This is a genomic window from Streptomyces sp. NPDC096048, assembly GCF_044763415.1.
Classification (GTDB): Bacteria; Actinomycetota; Actinomycetes; order Streptomycetales; family Streptomycetaceae; genus Streptomyces.
Window position 1 is genome coordinate 269,250 of the sequence record NZ_JBIWGG010000008.1, and the last position, 20,802, is coordinate 290,051.

At 72.4% G+C, this 20,802-nt stretch carries 5 protein-coding genes; all 5 read right to left on the minus strand.

All coding sequences use genetic code 11. The features are described 5' to 3' along the window. Positions 1 to 276 precede the first annotated feature (276 nt). Entirely contained in the window at positions 277 to 1,380 is a 1,104-nt protein-coding gene (locus ACIQ6R_RS23575; protein ID WP_404223168.1) for an SIS domain-containing protein, read from the minus strand. Positions 1,381 to 1,436: 56 nt separating this feature from the next. Then, positions 1,437 to 2,177: an SDR family NAD(P)-dependent oxidoreductase gene (locus ACIQ6R_RS23580; RefSeq protein WP_404171307.1), complete on the minus strand. Its 741-nt coding sequence runs from the start codon at positions 2,175 to 2,177 to the stop codon at positions 1,437 to 1,439. Between the two features lie 277 nt (positions 2,178 to 2,454). Beyond that, on the minus strand, positions 2,455 to 4,137 hold the full coding sequence (locus ACIQ6R_RS23585; RefSeq protein WP_404223169.1) for a cytochrome P450: 1,683 nt from the start codon (positions 4,135 to 4,137) through the stop codon (positions 2,455 to 2,457). Continuing rightward, positions 4,134 to 13,160, minus strand: coding sequence for an amino acid adenylation domain-containing protein (locus ACIQ6R_RS23590; protein ID WP_404223170.1), 9,027 nt, complete (start codon positions 13,158 to 13,160; stop codon positions 4,134 to 4,136). The genes ACIQ6R_RS23585 and ACIQ6R_RS23590 overlap by 4 nt, the downstream gene beginning before the upstream one ends. Positions 13,161 to 13,171: 11 nt before the next feature. Beyond that, positions 13,172 to 20,779, minus strand: a complete 7,608-nt coding sequence (locus tag ACIQ6R_RS23595) for an SDR family NAD(P)-dependent oxidoreductase (RefSeq protein WP_404223431.1) — start codon at positions 20,777 to 20,779, stop codon at positions 13,172 to 13,174. Positions 20,780 to 20,802: the final 23 nt, after the last annotated feature.

Sequence of the window (20,802 nt, forward strand, 5' to 3'; positions counted from 1 at the left end):
AACACTCCTTATTTTCCTGCGCTCACTTGGGGAAGAGACGGTGCTCCGGCTCGGGGCGGACTACGGGGTGTCGTTCGGATCAGGTCGGCTCCGATCGACGGCGCCTTGCGGTGGGGCCGAGCGGGGTCCGGTGCGTGCGGCCGCAAGGCGGAGGAGGGCGACAGGGCGGAGCCCCGGCAACCGACGACAACGCCGCTGGGGCGCCTCCCACGCCCTTCAGGCAGTGGGGAGAGCGCGTGCCAGGCCCCGCGCCCCGGCGGGATCCGAACGACACCCCTAGTGGGCGGCCGCCTCCGCGAGGATGGTGTCGCCGTGGTACCAGGGGTTTCCGGCGGCCTCGGAGATGAGGTTGCGGGACTGCGTCTCGCGGGCGCGGCCGAGGGCCAGCGTGAGGTGCTGGACGAACTCCAGGGCGGTGAAGTACTTCCGCATGAAGGTGGGTTCGGTCATGGGTATCTCGATGACCTCGATGTTCCGGTTCTCCGGGCGGTCGCTCGTGAGCAGGCCGATCAGGTTCTTCCGCTTCGCCTGCGTGTACTCGTCGTCGTCCGCGTCGGCGAAGACCAGCACGCTGTGCTTGCGCGTCGGGTCCGACAGGGTCGCCACCTCGCTGTGGCAGAACTCGTGGAAATAGTTGCGGGTGGCCGGCACCATGGCGATCTCGTTGAGGTGCATCTTGGCCAGCTTCAGCAGGCTCTCGTGCCACACCGGCGGGGCGATCATGATGACGTTGGCGTCCTGGCTCCGCAGGGCCGCCGTCCGCGCCAGTTCCCGGTGCACGTCGGTGAAGTCGTGGGCCAGGTGGTCCGGCAGCGCCCGCACCTCGTCGCCGAAGTCCCGCGCGACCAGGCCCAGCCGGAAAAAGACGTCCAGCAGGATGGCGAAGTACTGCCCCACGTGGAACAGGGGGTACTCGCGGTCGGGCTCGCTCAGCTCCCAGCGGAGGATGGACACGCCGGCCTCCCGGCCCAGCTCGGCCAGGCGCCCGCCGGAGGTCAGCAGGACCATCCGGTCGTGGGCGTGCGCGAGTGCGTGGAAGGCCCGGGCGGGCTCCAGGGAGTGGCCGCTGTAGGAGCTCAGGATGATCAGGGTCCGGTCGTCGTCGATGACGGAGGACGGCAGCAGGTACGCGTGGTCGTAGTCGTTGAAGACGTGGAACTCCACCTCGGTGCCCGTCGAGATGAAGAAGGCCCGCACGACGTCGGAGACGATCGCCGAGCACCCCATGCCGGTGAAGACCACACGCTTGAAGTGACCTGCGGCGATGCGGTCGCGCAGGCTGTCGGACAGCTCGTCCAGCGAGTATTCATCGGACTTCGTGAAGCCCTTCCGGTAGCCCTCGGAGAGAAATTCCTCGTACCGGTCCATTCGAGTACGCACGATACACAGCCTCTTCTCGGAAAATGGGAGTGGATGCCTTCTCGCTCACGCCGGAGTCACCACATGAACTGTCCGCCGTCCACGATCAACTTCTGACCGGTGACGTATGAGGATTTCTCCCCGATCAGGAATTCCAACGCGTCGGCCATCATGTCGACATCTCCGATGCGTCGCTGCGGGATCTCGTCGAGCAACTTGTCGCGGTACTGCGGTTCGTCCGTCCTGAATCGCGTGCGCATTTCCTCGGTGTCAATCATTCCAGGAATGAGCGAGTTGACCCGGATGGTCGGAGCGAGTTCCATCGCGAGGCATTTGGTGAAGTGCAGGAGCCCGGCCTTGCTGGCGCAGTAGTTCAGCCCGTCGAGCCGCGGGCGGATCCCCGTGGTGGCCGCGACGTTCACCACCGATCCACCGCCCGCCTCGAGCATCCTCGGCGCGAGTGCCCGCGTGAGGTAGAAGGGCGCGGACAGGTTGGCCGCGATCACCTGGTCCCAGTCGTCGAACGACATGTCGAGGAAGGGGCGGTCGATGTTCCGCCCGGCGTTGTTGACCAGCACCTTCGGTGCCCCGTACGCCGCGAGCAGCTCCTCCGCCACGGCGGCCACGGCGTCGCGGTCCGACAGATCGGCCTGGAGGCTGCGGAAGGAGTCGCCGAGCTGGCGCTCGGCCGCGGCGGCGGCCTCCTTGTCGCCCCGGTAGAGCGCCACGACCCGGTACCCCAACGACACCAGGCGGCCGCTCAGGGCGAGCCCGATACCTTTGGTACCGCCGGTCACCACTGCGAATTCCTTGTGCATCCTCATGCCTCCTGTACGCATCGACGGACATACCGGAAAGAGAAACTCATCTGATCCTGCTTCGACCCCGGCAATAATCAACCGCGGAATGTTTCCAGGTGTAGGAATACCGGCCGGACATCAGCTGGCCGGCGGAGGCTGCCTGCAGAGAATGTGGCGCTCCATTTCAGAGGTCTAGCTCAGCCTAGCCCGATTGCATTCGCTCCAGCAAGACCGTACTCACAGGACCGGACTCAAGGGCGGCACATCATCCGGAAAATGAGTGCCGCCCGTATGGTCAGGTTCTCGGCGTGAGCCTGCAGCGGACCTGGCCGGTGGGCCGCAGGGTGATTCCGGTGTTCAGTGGAATGTCGGTGTCGACGGCGGTGAACGAGTAGTTCTTGAGCAGCACGCTCAGCGTGAGGGTGGCGTTCAGCATCGCCAGGTGCTGGCCGATGCACGCCCGCGGCCCACCGCCGAACGGGAACCACGCGTAGCGCGGGCGCGCGGCCTCGTGCTCCGGCAGGAACCTGTCCGGGTCGAACGCCTCGGGGTCCTCCCAGATGTCGGGACGGCGCTGGACGACGCCGGAGCTGACCACCACGTCGGCGCCGGCCGGAATGGTGTACGAGCCGACCCGCACGTCCTCGGTGGCGATGCGGCCCTGGGCCGGCGCGGCGGGGTACAGGCGCAGCGTCTCCTTGAGCACCCGCGTCAGGTAGGGGAGCTTCTCCAGGTCCTCGGCGACGGGCTCACGGCCGCTCAGCACGCTGTCGACCTCCCGGTGGGCGCGGGCCTGCACCTCGGGGTGGCGGGCGAGGAGATGCAGGGTGAGGCCCAGGGTGGTGGCGGTGGACTCGTGGCCGGTGACGAGGAAGACGAGGACCTGGTTCCGGGTCTCCTCCGCACTGATCGGGTTCCCGTCGTCGTCGTGCGCCCGCGCCAGCAGGCTGAGCATGTCGTTCCTGCCGGTCGAGCCGGACGAGTCCTCCGCCCGGCGGGCCGAGATGATCTCGTCGCACACCTCGTACAGCTCACGGTGCGCCTTGGCGGCGCGCAGATTGCCCGGCGTGGGCACCTTCCGGGACAGGTTGACCGGGGCGAAGGCCCGTTTGACCGCATAGGCGTTGATCAGCGGGAAGTTGCGCTGAACGGTGGGCACCATCGCGTCCACGTCGTTCTTCCGGCCGAAGAGGATGCGGGAGATCGTCCGCAGCGTGTGCCCCGTCATCTCCTCCGCCACGTCGACGGTCGCGTCCGGGGCGGTCCGCCACCGCTCGACGAGGCTGCCGGTCTCCTGGGTGATCTCCGAGCCGTACTCGTTCACCTGACGAGGCGTGAACAGTGACTGGAGCATGCGGCGCTGGCGCAGGTACTCGTCCCCCATGCTGGTGAGCAGCCCGTTGCCGAAGGACTGTCGCAGCTCCCCGAGGAACCGGTTCTCCTTGGAGAACGTCTGCGCCGAGGACGCCAGCACCTGCTGAGCGCCGTCCGCCGAGAACACACCGTAGAACTCCGCCCGCATGCCCGGCGGGCCCACCGTGAACCGGACCACGTCACCGTGGTCGCGCAGCGCCTTGAGGTAGGTGCCGAGCGTGTCCTTCTGGAGGTCCATCAGCGACCCGAACAGCGGGTGCCCCGTCATGGTGGGGGGCGGCGCCGAAACCGTGGGAGTGCTCGCGGTCATGATGCTGTCTCTCCTTCTGCTGCTTCCGTGCCGGGCCGCGTCCTGCGGACCTGACGCGTCGGGTGGTGCGGGCGCCGGCCGTGCCGTCCGGTGCTCGACCGGGCACGGGCCCGCCGGAGGCGGCTCCGCCCAGGCCGTCGCGGTGAACTCCAGGCAGTCCGGCCGCCCCGCCGGTCCGAAGGCCACGGTCCAGCCGGCCGGGACATCGACGGCCGACGGCCACAGCGAGTGCTGTCGCCGGTCGTTGACGAGGACGAGGTAGTCGGTGTCCGGTCGGTCGAAGGGATTGGTCATCGGGGCGTCCTCGGTGAGTGCGGCGTCGCCGCCGCGGCGGCGCGCAGGTGGGCCACGTCCGATCGCGGGGACGCCACGATCTCCGCCAGCAACCGCTCGTAGGTGCGGGCCATGCGCTCGGCGGTCCGCGGGGAGAAGAGGTCGGTGCTGAACTCCAGGTAGCCCCGCAGCCCCGACACCGTCTCCTCCGCGACGAGGTTGAGGTCGTACCTCGTGGTCGTCGTCACGGAACGGATGGGCAGCACCTCCAGGTCGGTTCCGTCACCGCCGGCTCCGGGGGCGGCGGCGGGAAGCAGGTTGAACATCACCTGGAACAGCGGGGAGCAGCCCGGCTCGGGGGTGGGGTTCAGGGCGCGGACGAGGTCGGGGAACGGCAGGTCCTTGTGCTCGTGCGCCTCGGTGGTGACGCGCCGGGCCTGTGCCAGGACATCGGGGAAGGACCGGTCGGCGGGCACGTCGAGACGGAGCGCCAGGAGGTTGACGAAGTACCCGACCACGCGCTCCAGTTCGCTGCGCGGCCGGTTCGACACCGCGGTTCCGACGGCCAGTTCGCTGCCGTCCAGACGGCCGCCCAGGAGGACGGCGAAGGCCGACAGCAGGGTCATGTAGAGCGTGGCCCCCTGCTCCTGGCTCAGCCGGCGCAGGCGTTCGAGCAGTTCGGCGGAGATCTGGAGATCCACCGACGAGCCCTGGTACGTCTTGACCGGGCAGCGCTCGTAGTCGGTGCGCAGCGGCAGACAGGCCGGCAGCCCGGCCAGCCGCCGCCGCCAGTAGTCCTCCTGGCGGGAGAGTTCGGCGGCGTCGGTCGTGCGTGCCTGCCAGCGGGCGAATCCGGCGTAGGACAACGGCAGTTCGGGCAGCTCCGGTGTCCTCCCCCTGCTGAACGCGCGGTACAGCTCGAGCAGGTCCGCCAGGACGACGTTCACGGACCAGCCGTCGAAGACGCCCCAGGGCCGGGTCAGCACTCCGATGTGCTGGTCCTCGGAGACGGTGAGCAGGTGTGCGCGGATCGCGTACGGGCCCTCCGGGGCGAAGGGGCGCAGCCGTTCGGCGCGCAGCCACTGCGTGAGCGCGTCCTCGTCGACGGTCGCCCACCGTACCGCGAAGCCGTCGGCGGGATGCACGTTCTGGGTCACGGTGCCGTCGAGCCGGACATAGCCGGTGCGCAGGACCGCGTGCCGTTCCACCAGCCCTTCCACGGCACGCGTGTAGGCCTCGCGGTCCAGGGAGCCGTTGATCCGGAACGCCAGTTGGACGTTGTCGTGCGCCGTTCCCAGGTGCGCGGGCCGGTCGAGGAACCACAGGTCACGCTGCTGGAGCGTGATGGGCGCCGGTTCCCGCTCCCCGGACTCGTCGGCCTGTGCCCGGTCGGCCGGGGCCGACGGTCCGCTCTCCCGCTCCGCCGGCCGCTCCAGGACGGCGGACATCTCCTCGACGGTGGCCCCGCTGAAGATCAGCTGGAGCGGAAGCTCGGCACCGGTCTCCTTCCTGATCCGCAGGGTGAGCCGGGTCGCGAGCAGGGAGTGTCCGCCGAGATCGAAGAAGTTGTCCTGGAGTCCGACCTGGGTGAGACCGAGGACGTCGGCGACGATCCGGCACAGCGCGCGCTCTGCCTCGGTCCGCGGGGCGACGTACCGCTCCTTGGTCACGTCGGCCTCGTCCGGGGCCGGCAGGGCGCGCTTGTCGACCTTGCCGTTCGGTGTGACCGGCAGTTCGTCGAGGACCACGAACACGCCGGGCACCATGTAGTGCGGCAGCTGCGCGGAGAGGTGCTCCTTGAGGGTGCGGGCCAGCGCAGAACCCCTGCCTCCCAGCTGCGGATGGTTGGTGGCGGCGGCTGCCCGATAGGGGTGACGCGCCCGTACGGGGGGCAGTTCGTCCCGGCCGAGCACCAGGTCGAGGCCGTCGAGCCGGTCCTGCGACCAGGTGGCCGCCACGTGGAAGCCGAGCTCCTCTGCGTGCCGGAGGACGGCTTCCAGCTCCCCGACCTCGTCCGCCGTCCGCGAGCGGGGCGCGGGCGGCTCGGCCGCTCGGGGATGCGGCCGGTGCCCGAGCTCCGCGCCGAGGCGTACGGCGTCGGTGACACGGGGGTTCGTCAGGCCGCTCACCCCGAACCGGTCGGGGACCTCACCGTCCAGGAGGGCACGCAGCTCCGCCGGGGAGGCTGCCTCCAGCCACGGCAGGGAGACGGCCGGCGCGGCCTCCTTGCGCAGGATCACGTCGTAGCGGTAGGCGAGTGGCTCGCCGCCTCCCTCGCCCCGCCCGAGGATGAGGTCGGCCGCCCCCAGCTCGGGCAGCCGCTCCGGCAGCCGCGCGAAGTACGTCGGGCTGACCAGCAGTTCCCGCTCCTGGCGCCGGTCGCGCCGCACCCGGGTGGCCGTCTCCTCGTCGGCGGTGCCGGGCTCCGTACGATCCCGCTCGGCCGCGCAGAGCTGGGCGGTGAACAGATCCAGGTTCCGGACGTCGGCGACGAGGATGCTGCCGCCGTCCTCCAGGCGCCGGGCCAGGAGGGCGAGTACCTCCTCCAGGTACCCCTCGTTCGGGAAGTGCCGCACCACCGAGTTGAGCACGATCGTGTCGAACTTCCCGCCCGGCGGCTCCGGCACCGACAGGGCGTCCCCCTGGACCAGGGTGACGTGCGTCCAGCCCCGGTCGGCCACACCGCGGCGGGCCGCGTCGAGGGCCGTGGCCGACGGGTCTAGCGCGTGCACCGAGGCGCAGTCCGCGGCGTAGCGCAGGAGCAGCTCGCCCCCGCCGCAGCCGATCTCCAGCACCCGTTTCGGACGTATGCGCTCCAGCTGCCGGGCCGCGGCCTCGACGCGCTCCTGGCCGGCCGACGCGGTGCCGCGCGCGTACCGGTCGTCGCGGTCCTGCCGCCACCGTTCGAGGTGGGCGGCGTTCTCCTCCCGGCCGGCGGTGTGCAGCCACCGGGGAGTCGGGCTCACGTAGGCGGCGAGCGTGCGGGCGGCGCCGCTCCCCTGCGGGACGACCACGGCACGGTGCACCGAGGGGTGCGTGAGCAGTACGTTCGCCACTTCGCCGGGTTCCACGCGGAAGCCGCGCACCTTCACCTGGTCGTCGACCCGGCCGAGGTAGTCGAGCGTGCCCTCCGCACGCCATCGCACCAGGTCACCGGTGCGGTACATGCGGGTTCCAGGGTCGAAGGGGTTGGCCACGAACCGCTCGGCGGTCAAGTCCGGCCGGTTCAGATAGCCGCAGGCCGTGCCGTCGCCGGCGGCGTACAGCTCACCCGGCACTCCGAGCGGTACCTGTCGCAGCGCCTCGTCCAGCACGTACACCCGGGTGTTCCACACCGGAGGGCCGATGGGCACGGCGGTCGCTCCGGGCTCGGCCCGGTAGCGGCAGGCGGTGAGGGGACCGCCCTCGGTGGGCCCGTACAGGTTGTGCAGTTCGGTGTCCGGCAGCACGCGTGCGAACCGTTCGGCGAGCTCGACCGGGAGCGCCTCGCCCGCGGTCTCGACGCGGCGCAGGCCGGTGCAGAGTCCCGCGGTCGGTTCGGACAGGAACTCGGCCAGCATGGACGGGACGAAGTGGAGGTCGGTGACCCGCTCCTCGCGGATCAGCCGGGCGAGGTACTCCGGGTCCTTCTGTCCCTCGGGACGGGCGATCACCACGGCCGCGCCGACCTGGAGCGGCCAGAACAGCTCGGGCACCGAGACGTCGAACCCCACCGACGTCTTCAGCAGCATCCGGTCCTCGCCGCTCATGCCGTAGTGGCTCTGCTTCCACGCGGTCCAGTTCAGGCCCGCGCGGTGCGGGATCACCACACCCTTCGGCCTGCCCGTGGAACCCGAGGTGTAGAGCACGTACGCGGGGTCGTCCCTGTCCACCCGGGGCCGGGGGTCGTCGTCCCGGCCGCCGGTGGTGTCCGGCAGCTCCTCCAGGACGAGCAGCGGCTCGCTGTCGGCGAGCACCTGCTCCACGCGCTCGTCGGGAAGGTCGGTCTCCATGGGGAGGTACGCCGCTCCGGTCTTCACCACGGCGTAGACGGCGACCACCAGGTCGCACGAGCGCGGCATCCGGATCGCGACCCGCTGACCCGGCCCGGCGCCCCGCTCGATCAGCCAGTGCGCGAGCCGGTTGGCCCGGGTGTTCAGCTCCTCGTAGGACAGGGTGCGGCCCTCGAAGACCAGCGCGGTGCGGTCCGGAGTACGCGCGACCTGAGCCTCGAACGCGGCAGGGAGCGTCTCGTACGAGAGGGGTGTCGCGGTGTCGTTCCACTCGGCCAGGCGCCGCCGGTCGCCCGCCGGCAGGACGTTGACGTCCAGCGCGGCGGTTCCGGCCCCGTCGTCCGTGGCGAGGGCGTCTACCAGGCCCGCCAACGCGGTTTCGAGGCAGTCGGCCACCGCCTCGCAGGTGACCGTCTCCTCGACCTGGACGTCCAGCGACAGTTCGGTGCCGAAGTCGTCGAGCGACACCGTCACGGGGTAGTTGATGGCGTCCACGGCCGCGAGGAAGCGCACTCCGTGGTCGTCGACGCGTGGCAGCGCCTCGTCCTGCCCCGCCTCGAAGTGACGGAAGTTGACCACGGCGCTGAACAGCGGGGCGTCGCCGTCCAGGCCGCTGCACCGCTGGACCAGGCTCAGCGGGCTCTGCTCCCGTGCGATCAGCTCCCGCAGCCCGGTGTCGACGTCCGCGACCAGCTCGCGCACGGTCCGGCCGGCCAGCCGGGTGCGCAGGGGAAGCGTGTTGATGAAGTTGCCGAGCATGCGCTCCACCCCGGGCACGCCCTGCAGGCGTCCGGACATCACGGCGCCGAACACCACGTCGTCGCGTCCGCTGGTGGCGGCGACGAAGCAGGCGTACGCCGCGTGGAAGAGACAGGCCGGGCTCAGTCGCAGACGCTGGGCCTGGGCGCGCAGGTCGCGGGCGAGGGACTCGGGCAGCGCTCGGCGCAGCCGGCCGACCCGTCGGCCGTTGCCGTGCACGTCGGTGAGGCCGAACGGCGCCGTGGGTTCCGTCACGTCCCCGAGGGCCGCCCGGAAGTGGGCCACCGTGTCGTCCGCGGAGTGCCTGGCCAGGGTGTGAGAGACGAAGTCCCGGTAGGGCGCCGGGGCGGCGAGCAGGTCGACGCGGCCCGCCATGTGCGCGGCCAGCTCCGCGAGGATCAGCCGCAGGGAGGTGGCGTCCTCGATGAGATGGTGGGCGGTCAGGAGCAGGTAGCGCCGCCGCGAGTGCGGCTCCTCGGCGACGACCAGGCGCAGCAGCGGCGCGCTGTCGAGGCTCATCCGCTCCTGGCGCGCGAGCAGTTCCCTCGCCTGCTCTTCGACATCCCGGCCGGCGTCGAGCGTGGTCCGCCGCACGGGGATCCGCGCGGCCCGGTGCACGACCTGGACCGGTTCGGGCAGGCCGGCGGTGAGAACGGCGGTGCGCATTACGTCGTGGCGGTCGACGATGCGCTGCAGGGCGGCGATGAACCGGGCACAGGCCTGCTCGTCGTCGGCCCGGTACAGGGTGGAGACGAGATACGGGTCGTTGTCCGGGTCCATCAGGTGGTGGAAGAGGATGCCCTCCTGCGTGGGCAGCAGGGGGTAGACGTCCTGGATGCCGGCCGCCCCGCCGGGCACGGCGGCCACGACGGTGTCGATCTGCTCCTGTGTCAGGTCGATCAGCGGAAGCAGGTCGGGGGTGAGGCGTTCGCAGTGCTCCGGGATCCGGTTGGCCGGGACGGTGTGGGCGGGCGCCGACCCGGTCGCGTCGATGCGCGCCGCCAGGTCGGCCAGTGTGGGCGCGGTGAAGACGTCCTGGACGGTGACGTGCAGACCGCTGTCCTTCAGCCGCGCCACCAGCACCGTGATCATCAGGGAGTGGCCGCCGAGGGCGAAGAAGTTGTCCTCGGCGCTGACCCGGTCGGCGTCGAAGCCGAGGAGGTCGGCGCAGACCTCGGCCAGATGCCGTTCGGTGTCGGTGACGGGTGCGACGTAGGCGCGTTGGGCGAAGGCGTCGATGCCGGGGGCGGGCAGGGCACGGCGGTCGAGCTTGCCGTGCGCGGTCACCGGCAGGGCGGCGAGTTCGACGTACGCGCTCGGCACCATGTACTCGGGCAGGACGCCTTCGAGGTGCCGGATCAGGTCGGCACGATGGTCGGCGAGGGCGTGCCCGGGTTCCGGTACCACGTAGGCGACCAGGCGGGGGCTGCCGGGCTGGTCCTCACGGACCAGGACGGCCGAGGAGCCGACCGAGGGGTGCTCCGTGAGCCGGTGCTCGATCTCGCCCGGCTCGATGCGGAAGCCGCGCACCTTGACCTGGTCGTCGGCGCGGCCGAGGAACTCCAGGTCGCCGTCGGGCAGTCGGCGCACCAGGTCACCGGTGCGGTACATGCGGGCGTCGGGGGAAGTGCCGAACGGGTCGGGCACGAACCGTTCGCGGGTCAGCTCCGGCTGGTGCAGGTAACCGCGGGCCAGCCCCACGCCGGCGATGTACAGCTCGCCGACGCAGCCGACACCCTGCGGCGCGAGCGCCTCGTCGAGCACATGCAGCCGGATGTTCTGGATCGGCCGGCCGATGGGGACGACGCGGGGCGTGCCGTCGGCGGGGACGGTCCAGTGGCTGACGTCGACGGCCGCCTCGGTGGGCCCGTACAGGTTGTGCAGCGGCGCGGTGTGCTGCTCGTAGTGGCGTACGCACAGGTCCGGGGGCAGCGCCTCGCCGCTGCAGAACACCTGCCGTACGGTCGTGCACCGCGCCCAGTCCGGCTCCTGGACGACGCTGCGCAGCATCGACGGCACGAAGTGCAGGGTGGTCACGCCGAACGCGCGGACGGCGGAGAGCAGGTAGGCCGGGTCGCGGTGACCGCCGGGCGCGGCGATCGCGAGACGCGCGCCGGCGAGCAGCGGCCAGAAGAACTCCCAGACGGACACGTCGAAGCTGTAGGGGGTCTTCTGCAGGACGACGTCGTCACCGGTGAGCCGGTACTCGTTCTGCATCCACTCGATGCGGTTCACGGCGGCCCGGTGCTCGATCATCACGCCCTTGGGGCGTCCCGTGGAGCCGGAGGTGTGGATGACGTACGCCAGGTGACCGGCGTGCACGCCGGGTCCGGCCGCGGGGGCGTCCCTGTCCCGCTCCTCGGGGACGTCGGTGCCGGTCCGGTCGCGCAGGGTGCCGTCGGGGTGCAGGACGAGCAGGTGCTCGACGCCGTGCAGGGGCTCGGCGTCCAGGTGCGGCTGGGTGAGGACCACGGCGACCCCGGAGCGGTCCACGAGGTCCGTGCGGCGGGCCGCCGGGTAGGACGGCTCGATCGGCATGTAGGCGCCGCCGGCCTTCAGGGCGCCCATGATGCCGGCGACCATCTCGGCGGAACGCTCGGCGTGCAGACCGACCAGCGTGTCCGGCCCGACACCGTGCCGGCGCAGGCCGCGCGCGACGCGTTCGGCCCAGGCGTCGAGTTCGGCGTACGTCCATGAGCGGTCGGTGGTGACCAGCGCGGTGCGCTCGGGGTGCCGGGCCACCCGCTCCTCGAACAGTTCGTGCAGGCACCGGTCGTCGCTGAAGGGGCGCTCGGTGTCGTTGAACACCTCGACCACCTGGCGACGCTCCTCGGCGTCGATCATGGCGAGCCGGGAGACGGGCTGCTCCGGGTCGTCGGCGACGGCGGCCAGCAGCCGGGTGTAATGGCCGATGAAGCGCCGGATCGTCTCGCGGTCGTACAGGTCGGGGTTGTACTCGACGGTGCCGACCAGTCCGTCGGGGGACTCCCTCAGGTCGAGCGTCAGGTCGAACTTGGTGAAGCTCAGGTCGAAGTCGACCGGGGACACCTCGAGACCGCCGAGAGTGACGTCCCGTCGGGTCTGCGCCTCCTGGAGGACGAACATCGTCTGGAAGACGGGCGAATGGGCGAGGCTGCGCTCGGTGTCCAGGGCCTCCACGACGGCCTCGAACGGGACGTCCTGATGGGCGTAGGCCTCCAGCGCGGTCTTCTTCACCTGGGCCAGCAGATCGCGGAACTCCGGGTCGTCCGCGAGATCCGCGCGCATCACCAGGGTGTTGGCGAAGAAGCCGACGAGATCCTCGACCTCGCGCCGCCCGCGGCCCGCGACGACCGTGCCGACGGCGATGTCCGTCTGGCGGGTGTAGCGGTTGAGGACGACGGTGTAGGCGGCCAGCAGGGTCATGTAGAGCGTGGCTTCGTGGACCTTGGCGACGTCACGCAGGGCGTTCAGCAGTTCCGCCGGGCAGGTGAAGTTCTCCTTGGCGCCGGTGTAGGTCTTGACCCGCGGGCGCTCCCGGTCCGGGGGCAGCGTCAGCCGGGGGTCGACACCGGCCAGCCGACGCTTCCAGTAGTCCGTCTGACGGCCGTGCGGTTCGCCGGCGAGCCGCTCACGCTGCCAGTGCGCGTAGTCCGCGTACTGCACCGGCAGCGGCTCCAGCGGGTCGGGGCGGCCCGCGTGGAACGCCTCGTACAGGGCGACGAGATCGCGGAAGAAGACGCCGACCGACCAGCCGTCGGACACGCTGTGGTGCGTGGTGACGAGCAAGTGGTGCTCCTGCTCCGACCGCCGCAGCAGCCGTACCCGGATCAGCGGCCCGCGCTCCAGGTCGAACGGGGTGGCGGCCTCCTCGCGGCAGATCGCGCCGAGCCGCGCCGGGTCGGTCAGCTCCTCCTCGGTGACCGTGAAGTCGCCGCCGTCGCCGATGATCTGGCGCGGTACGCCGCCGTCGTCGGCGAACCGGGTGCGCAGCACCTCGTGCCGCTGGACGATCGCCGCCAGGGCACGCAGCAGCGCGGGGCGGTCGAGGCGGCCGCGCAGCCGCATCGCCATCGGGATGTTGTAGGCGGCGCTGGTGCCGTCCAGCTGGGCGAGGAACCACAGCCGCTGCTGGGTGAAGGAGAGCGGCACCGGTGTGCCGTCGGTCCGGGGCAGCCGGGGGATGCTCTCGAGCGCGGAGAGGTCGACGCCCTGCTTGCGCAGCAGCGCGATCAGGGCGCGCTGCCGCTTCTCCGGCAGGGAGCGGATCCTGCGGATGAGCTCAAGGCCGGTGTCCTGACTGGTGGTGCCCATCGTCGTCCGCCTCAGCTCTCGATGTCCAGCGCGTCCAGCTCCTCGTCGTCCATGTGCTCGACGAGGACGATGCTCTCGAGGATCAGATCCAGCTCGGGCGTGCTCGTGTCCCCGGCCACGAGGAGCCGTTCGCCCAGTTCCCGGGCCATGTCGGAAAGGCGGGGGGCGGCGAAGACCGCCTCGACCGGAAGCTCGACGCCCGCCCGCTCCTTGAGCAGGTTGATCAGCCGGGTGGCCAGCAGCGAGTTGCCGCCGAGCGAGAAGAAGTCGGTCCGCGCGGTCAGCGTGGCCGCGTCGACCTGAAGGACGTCCGCCCAGGCCTGCGCCATGGCCTGCTGGGCATCGGTGACCGCGCCGGCGGGCGGCACGGGTCCCTGCGCCCTCGTCTCCGGCACGGCCGCCTGCGGGTCGCGTCCCACCCAGTAGCTGCCCGCCTCGAACGCGGTGGCGGGCAGGGGCACCATCCGGGGCCGCCCGGTGTGCAGCGCGCTCCAGGGCACCCGGACTCCGCGCACCCACAGGGCGGCCAGTTCCTCCAGGGCCCGGTCCTCGGCGAGCCCGGTGAGGAAGGCCTTGCTCCGGGCGCCGGACAGGACGGAGGTCCAGGGTCCGGCGTCGTCGTCGGCGTTGCCCCGGTACACGGGTACGGTCGTGGGGGTGCCCGCCAGGTGTTCGGCGAGCCCACGGGCCAGTTCGGCCCGGTCGGCGGCGACCACGGCGAGCCGCTCGGCCAGCGGCTCGCGGCCCAGCTGTGTGGTGTACGCGATGTCCGCGAGGCTCACGGTGGAGTCGGTACCGTCCTCGCCGGGCAGGTCCGCCAGGTGGTCGAGCAGGCGTGAGACCGCCGTGCGCAGGCGTTCCCCGGTCCGGGCGGAGACGACGACGAGCTGCGGCGTGGTGTCCGGGGTGACGGTCCGGGCCTCGGCGGCGGCCGGTGGTGCCTCCACGACCAGGCTGACGTGGGAGCCGCCCGCCGCGACGCAGTTGATGAGGGCGCGGCGGGGCTGGGACGGGCCGCCGGTGTGCGTGCCGCCGCGCGGCTCCCAGTCGGTGAGCCGGTCGCACAGCTCCAGCGGCGAACCGTCCAGGTCCAGCCGGGGATTGGCGGTGCCGGCCTCGACGAGCGGCGCGATCTGGCCGTGCTGGATCTGGAGGACGACCTTGGTCAGCTGGGCGATGCCGGAGGCCGCCTCGGGGTGCCCGAGGTTCGACTTCACGGTGCCTACCGGGACCGGGGTGGTGACACCGGTGAACACCTCGCGCAGGGCGCGCAGCTCGACCTCGTCGGAGAAGGCGGTGCCGTTGGCGGCGGACTCCACGTAGCCGATGGAGCCGGGCTCGGCACCGGCTCGCTCCAGCGCCCGGCGCATCGTCGCCACCTGGGTGCGGTGGCTGGGCGTCATGAAGCCGTTGGAGCGGCCCGCGTGCAGCGAGGACGTGCTCTTGATGACCGCGAGGACGGCGTCGCCGTCGCGCAGCGCCGCGTCCAGCGGCTTGAGCAGTACGGCGCCGACCGCCTCGGCGGGCAGGTAGCCGTCGCCGTCACGGAAGCTGCGCGCGCCCGGGTGGGAGCCGAGCAGCCGCATCTCGGAGAGCGCGACGTACTTGTCCTCGTGCACGGTCAGGTTGACCCCGCCCGCGACGGCCAGCTCGCACTCGCCGCGCAGCAGGTCGGCGCAGGCCAGGTGCACGGCCATCGCCGAGGAGGTGCACATGCTGTCCACGGCCAGGCTCGGACCCTCCAGGCCGAAGAAGTGCGAGACCCGGTTGGCGATGAGGTTGTAGGAGGCGGACGAGGTGAGCGCCGCGAGCACCGGTTCGGAGGCGTCCGCCCGGTACATCTGGTAGGCGGCGCCGACGTACACGCCGACGCGCCGGTCGTAGCGCCGCTCGATGACCTCCTGGGTGACGCCGCCCTGTTCGAGCAGGTGCCACACGGTCTCCAGGAACAGCCGCTGCTGCGGGTCCATCGCGGCGGCCTCGCGGGGCGAGATGCCGAAGTGCAGCGGGTCGAACCGGTCCACGCCGTCGAGGAAGGCGCCGTACCGGGCATCGCCGTCGGTCTTCCAGCGGTCGGCGGGGACCTCGGTGACGCAGTCCCGGCCCTCGCGCAGCACGGACCAGAAGCCGTCCACATCGTCGGCGTGCGGGTAGCGCCCGCCGATGCCGATGACGGCGATGTCCCGGCCCGCCGCCGGCGTGACCGGTGCGGGAGCGGGGGCGGGAGCGGGGGCGGTGCTGTTCGACCGGGCCGTCACGGGTGCGGTGGTGTGCGCCCCGGGGGCTTCGGATACGGCGGACTGCGGCCGGACGGCCTCGGGCGCCGCCTCGCCGACGAGTGCGCGCAGTGCCTGCGCGTGCTCGTCCGCGAGATACCGCGCCAGCCCGCGCACTGTCCGCACCTCGAAGAGCAGGGTGCGCGACAGCGGCCCGAAGGTGTCCTCCAGGGGCTGGACCATGGTCACGGCGAGCACGGAGTCCATGCCGAACCGCTCCAGCGGTGTGTCGGGGTCCAGCCGCTCGGGTCCGAGCTTGAGGGCGGAGGCCAGCACGCGCCTGAGGTGGGCCACGGCACGGTCCTCGACGGACCGGACGGATCCGCCACCGGTGACTGTGGCGGGCGCGGGAGCTTCCGGTGCCGGGGCGGCCGCGGACCGGGCCGACGCGGGCTCGGGTGACGCGGACTCGGCCGACGCGGGCTCGGCCGACGCGGGCTCGGCCGACGCGGACCGGGCCGACGCGGACTGCGGAGTCGCCTTCCCGGCGCGCTCCGTCAGCCGGGTCAGCAGTGCCTCGCGGTCGCCCGCCACCACGAGCAGCCTGCCCTCCGTGACGCCGCCCGCGGCACCGGCCACGGCCTGGTGCAGGGCGGCCAGGCCGCGTTCGGTGTCGAGGGGGGCGAGCCCAGCGGCGCGCAGCTGCTCGCGGACGGTGCCCTCGGTGCCCATGCCGCCTTCGTCCCACAGGGGCCAGTTGACGGACACGGTGCGGCCGTTGCGCAGACCCGCACCGACGAGCTGGTCGCGATGGGCGGCGTAGGCGTCCATGAAGGCGTTGGCGGCGGCGTAGTCGCTCTGGCCGGGGTTGCCGAAGGCGCCGGCGATCGAGGAGAAGCAGACGAACAGGTCCAGCGGCTGTTCGCGGGTCAGCTCGTCGAGGTGGACGAGTCCGGCGACCTTGGGGGCGAGGACCCGGTCGAGTTCCCCGGGGCTCTTGCGTACGACGAAGTTGTCCTCGATGACGCCGGCGGCGTGGAGCACGCCGGTCAGCGGGCCGTGCTCGTCGGCGACGCGGGTCAGCAGGGCGGCCAGGGCGTCCCGGTCGGTGACGTCGACGCTCGCGTACTGGACGGTCAGGCCCGCGGCACGCAGGGTGTCCAGCGCGGCGCGGCGCTCGTCGGTCAGCGGGGAGCGTCCGGTGAGGACCACGGTGGCGCGGTCGACGGTGGCGGCGATGTCCCGGGCGGTGATCAGGCCGAGTCCGCCGCTGCCGCCGGTGATGAGGTAGACGCCGTCCTCCCGCCAGGGAGCCGGTACGGGCCGGGTGGCGGCGACCTCGGTGAGGCGGCGGACCTGGCGGCGGCCGTCCCGGTGGCGTACCTCGGGCTCGGGGCCGGCGGTGGCCTCGGCTGCGAGGCGGGCGGCGACGGTGGCGGGCGGGACTTTGTCCAGGTGCTCCAGGTACTGGGTGCGCAGCTTGGGGTTCTCCAGGTGGGCCGTGCGCAGCAGCCCCGCCAGGCCGATGAGACAGGCCGGCCGGTCGCCGTCGCCGACGAACGCCACCTGGAGCAGCGTGGGCCGGCGCACGCCCTGCTCCAGGAGCCGCCGGATCAGCGTGAACACCTGCCGCACGGCATCGACGTACCGCCGGTCCAGGGGGCCGTCGGCGAGGTCGAGGACGGTGCACTCGGTCCCGGTGGGCAGGGCGGCTCGCAGGGCGTCGCGGTCGCCGGCGGCGAGCCGGCCGAGAATCACGACGTGCCGGTCGGTGAAGGGTTCGCCGGGCGTGGCCGGCGCGGGGGCGCGGTCGGTCCACTCGGGCCGTAGCAGCACCACGTCGGCGGCGTCGGCGCCGTCGGCTGCGGGGGTGACGCCGACGGCGGGCCTTCGGGGCGCGCCCTCGGTGTCGAGGTCGAACCAGCAGCGTTCGCGGGCGAAGGGATAGCCGGGCAGGCCGATGCGGCGCACGGCGACGCCGGCCGGCCAGGCGTGTTCCCATTCGACGTCGGCGCCGTCGGCCCAGCCCGCGAGGAGGTCCTCGGCGGAACCCAGCCGCGTCCAGGCGTCCAGGGCGGCACGCACCGCCGGGGCGTCGGCGGGCCGGTCCGGGCGGACGGTGCCGCGGTGCCAGGGGCCCCGCGCGGTGGGGTCGGTGCTGAAGGCGGCGAGCCGCTCGCGGGCCTGGTCGAGGGAGGAGACGGCGAAGGCGAGGCGTTCCTCCAGCGCCATGCGTCCGGTCTGCAGTGTCCAGGCGATCGCGGGCAGGTCGGCGTCGGTCGCCTCGCCGAGCCGGGCGTGCAGGCGGCGGGCCTGTTCGGCGAGCTGGGCCTCGCTCTTGGCGGAGAGCACCAGCAGCGCCGGGCGGCCGTCGGCGGAGGTGGGGGCCGGACGGGCCGGCGGCTGGTACTCGGCGATGACGACGTGGGCGTTGGAACCGCCGCCGCCGAAGCTGGAGACTCCGGCGATCCGCGGCAGCGTGCGGCGTTCGCCGTCGTCGCCGTCCACGACGGGCCGGTGCCAGGGCTCGAGTGTGCGCTGGACGCGCAGGGGCGTGCGGTCGAAGTCGATGTGCGGGTTGAGGGTCGCGGCGTGCAGGCTCGGCACGAGTTCGCCGTGGCGCAGCTGGAGCAGCACCTTGGTGAGGGCGGCGATGCCGGCGGCGGACTCCAGGTGCCCGATGTTGGACTTCACGGAGCCGATGGCGAGCCGCGCGGGTTCGCCGCCCGCGCGGCGGAAGGCCTGTGCCAGACCGCTGACCTCGATCGGGTCACCGAGGGACGTACCGGTGCCGTGCGCTTCGAGATAGCTCAGGGACCGCGGGTCGACACCCGCGGCGCCGAGCGCGTCGGCGATGACCTCGCCCTGGGCCACCGGGGTGGGCACCGAGTAACCGGAGGTGCGACCACCGTGGTTCACCGCCGTGCCCTTGATCACCCCGAGGATCCGGTCGCCGTCGGCGACGGCCCGCTCCAGCGGCTTGAGCAGGACGGCGCCGACACCCTCACCGGGCACGTAGCCGTCACCGCCCTCGCCGAAGCTGCGGCACCGGCCGTCGCTGGAGAGGAACTTGCGCTGTCCGAGCACCAGGTGCTTGTTGGGGTGCGGGGTGAGGTTGACGCCACCCGCGAGCGCGGAGTCGCACTGACCGCTGCGGATGGCCTCGCAGGCCAGGTGGATGGCGGTCAGGGAGGACGAGCACATGGTGTCCACGGCCAGGCTCGGGCCGTGGAAGTCGTAGAAGTACGACACCCGGTTGGCGACCGTGGAAGCACTGCCCCACAGGGCCGCGGGCTCGCCGCGCTCCTGCGCCTGCGCCCCGAGAAGCTGGTACTCCTGGTACATCACGCCGACGAACACGCCGACCCTCGCACCGCGCGAAAGCCGCTCCGCGGTGTATCCGGCGTCCTCCAGAGTGTGGTGGGCGCACTGCAGGAACAGCCGCTCCTGCGGGTCGAGGTAGTCGGCCTCCAGCAGGGAGATCTGGAAGAACAGCGGGTCGAACCGGTCGATGTCGTCCAGGAAACCGCCCCAGCGACCGGCACCCGCCCCGGCGTACCGCCCGTCGTTCCAGCGATCGGCCGGAACCTCGCGGACGCAGTCCCGGCCCGCACGCAGGTTCTCCCAGAACTCCTCCAGATCCGCCGCCTGCGGATAGCGACCGCTCACGCCGATGACCGCCACGTCACCGGAGCGCGCGGAGCCCGCCCCGACCGGTGATTCAGCGGACTCGGCGATCTGTGCGGGCGCGGTGGCCCCGGCGGTCCGGTCGGACGCGGCAGCCTCGCCGGTCTCGCCGGTCTCGCCGGTCCCGCCGGTCCCGGCGGCGGGCAGCGGGCGGGTGGAGAGCCCGGTCAGCTCCGCGCACACGCGACCCTGTTCGTCGACGACGGTGACGTCCAGCCGGGCGGAGGCACGGTGGTCGGTGCCGCTTCCGGGCCGGTGACGGATCCACGCGTAAGCGGTGGCGGGGGTGACGGCGACGGCTTCGGCGCGGGTGAGCGCGAACGGCAGGGCGAGCGCCGCCGAACCGCCGTCGCCCAGCCACAGGCCCATGGTGGCCTGCAGGGCGCCGTCGAGGATGCTCGGGTGCATCAGGCCGCCGTGCAGCGGTTCGGCCGCCTCCGGCAGGCGCAGCTCGGCGAGGACCTGCCGGCCGCCCTCCGCGTCCCTGCCGGTGCGCAGTTCGGTGAGGGACCGCTGGGAGGGGCCGTACGCCAGGCCGAGGCCTCCGTAGAGGTCGTAGACGTGCTCGCCGGAGTACGTCGCCCCGGTGCACGCGGCCCGCAGCTCGTCGAGGGGCAGGGTGCGCCCGGTGGCGCCCTCGGCCAGGCTCGCCCGGCCCCGGCCGCACAGGGTGGTGTCGCCGTCGGCTCCGACGGCGAGGACGTCGTACGCGCAGCCCTCCGCGCCGGTGCGGACGCGCACGCGCAGCGTCAGCCCGTCGGGGCCGTACACGGCGGCCCGGAGCCACACCACGTCGGTCAGCCGGACGGCGGCGGTGTCCTCCCGCCCCAGCGCCCGGGCGACCGCCACGCGCGCCATCTCCAGCTGCGCGACCCCCGGCAGCACCCGGCCACCGCGCACTTGATGGTCGCGCAGATACGGTTCCGCGCCGTCGAAGCGGGTCTCGTAGGTCACCTCGTCCGCCGGACCGCCGGGCACGGTCCGCTGAAGCAGCGGGTGACTCCGTGGCACGGGGGTGCTCGTCGAGTCGCCCCGCGCGGCGGACGTGTTGCGGACGCCGTGGACGCCGTGGACGCCGACGAGATGGGATGCCATCGCCTGCAACGTGCGGTGCTCGTCGAGGTCGCCCGGAACGAGAGCCGACCCGTACAGCTCGGTCACCCGCTCGGCGAGCCGCGCGCGCCCGCCCAGGTCCAGCCCGAACTCGCTGAGCTCCGCGTCGGCGTGCACATCGGTGGGGTGCACCCCGAGCAGGGCCGCCACCTCTTCGGTGAGGGCGGTACGCACGGCGGAGAGGGCATCGGCGGTGCCCGGGGCAGGCGGGACCGGCGTCGCGGCGAGGGCGGCGGCGGGCACCTGAGGCTCCAGCCACGCCGCGAGCTCCGCGATCGTCCGATGCTCGAACATCACCGTCGGCGACAACTCCACCGACAGCCGACCCTCCAACTCCCCCACCAGAGACAGCAGATCAGCCGACCCCAACCCCAACTCGTAATACCCCAGCCCCACATCCACCGCGTCCACCGAGACACCCAGCCGCGAACCCACCAGCTCCCGCAGCACAGCGGAAACAGACCCGGAACCCACCACCGGCGCCGCGGCCACGGACACGGCGGGCACCCCGCCCTGCGCGACGGGAGCCGCGGCGAGGGCGGCGGCGGGCACCTGAGGCTCCAGCCACGCCGCGAGCTCCGCGATCGTCCGATGCTCGAACATCACCGTCGGCGACAACTCCACCG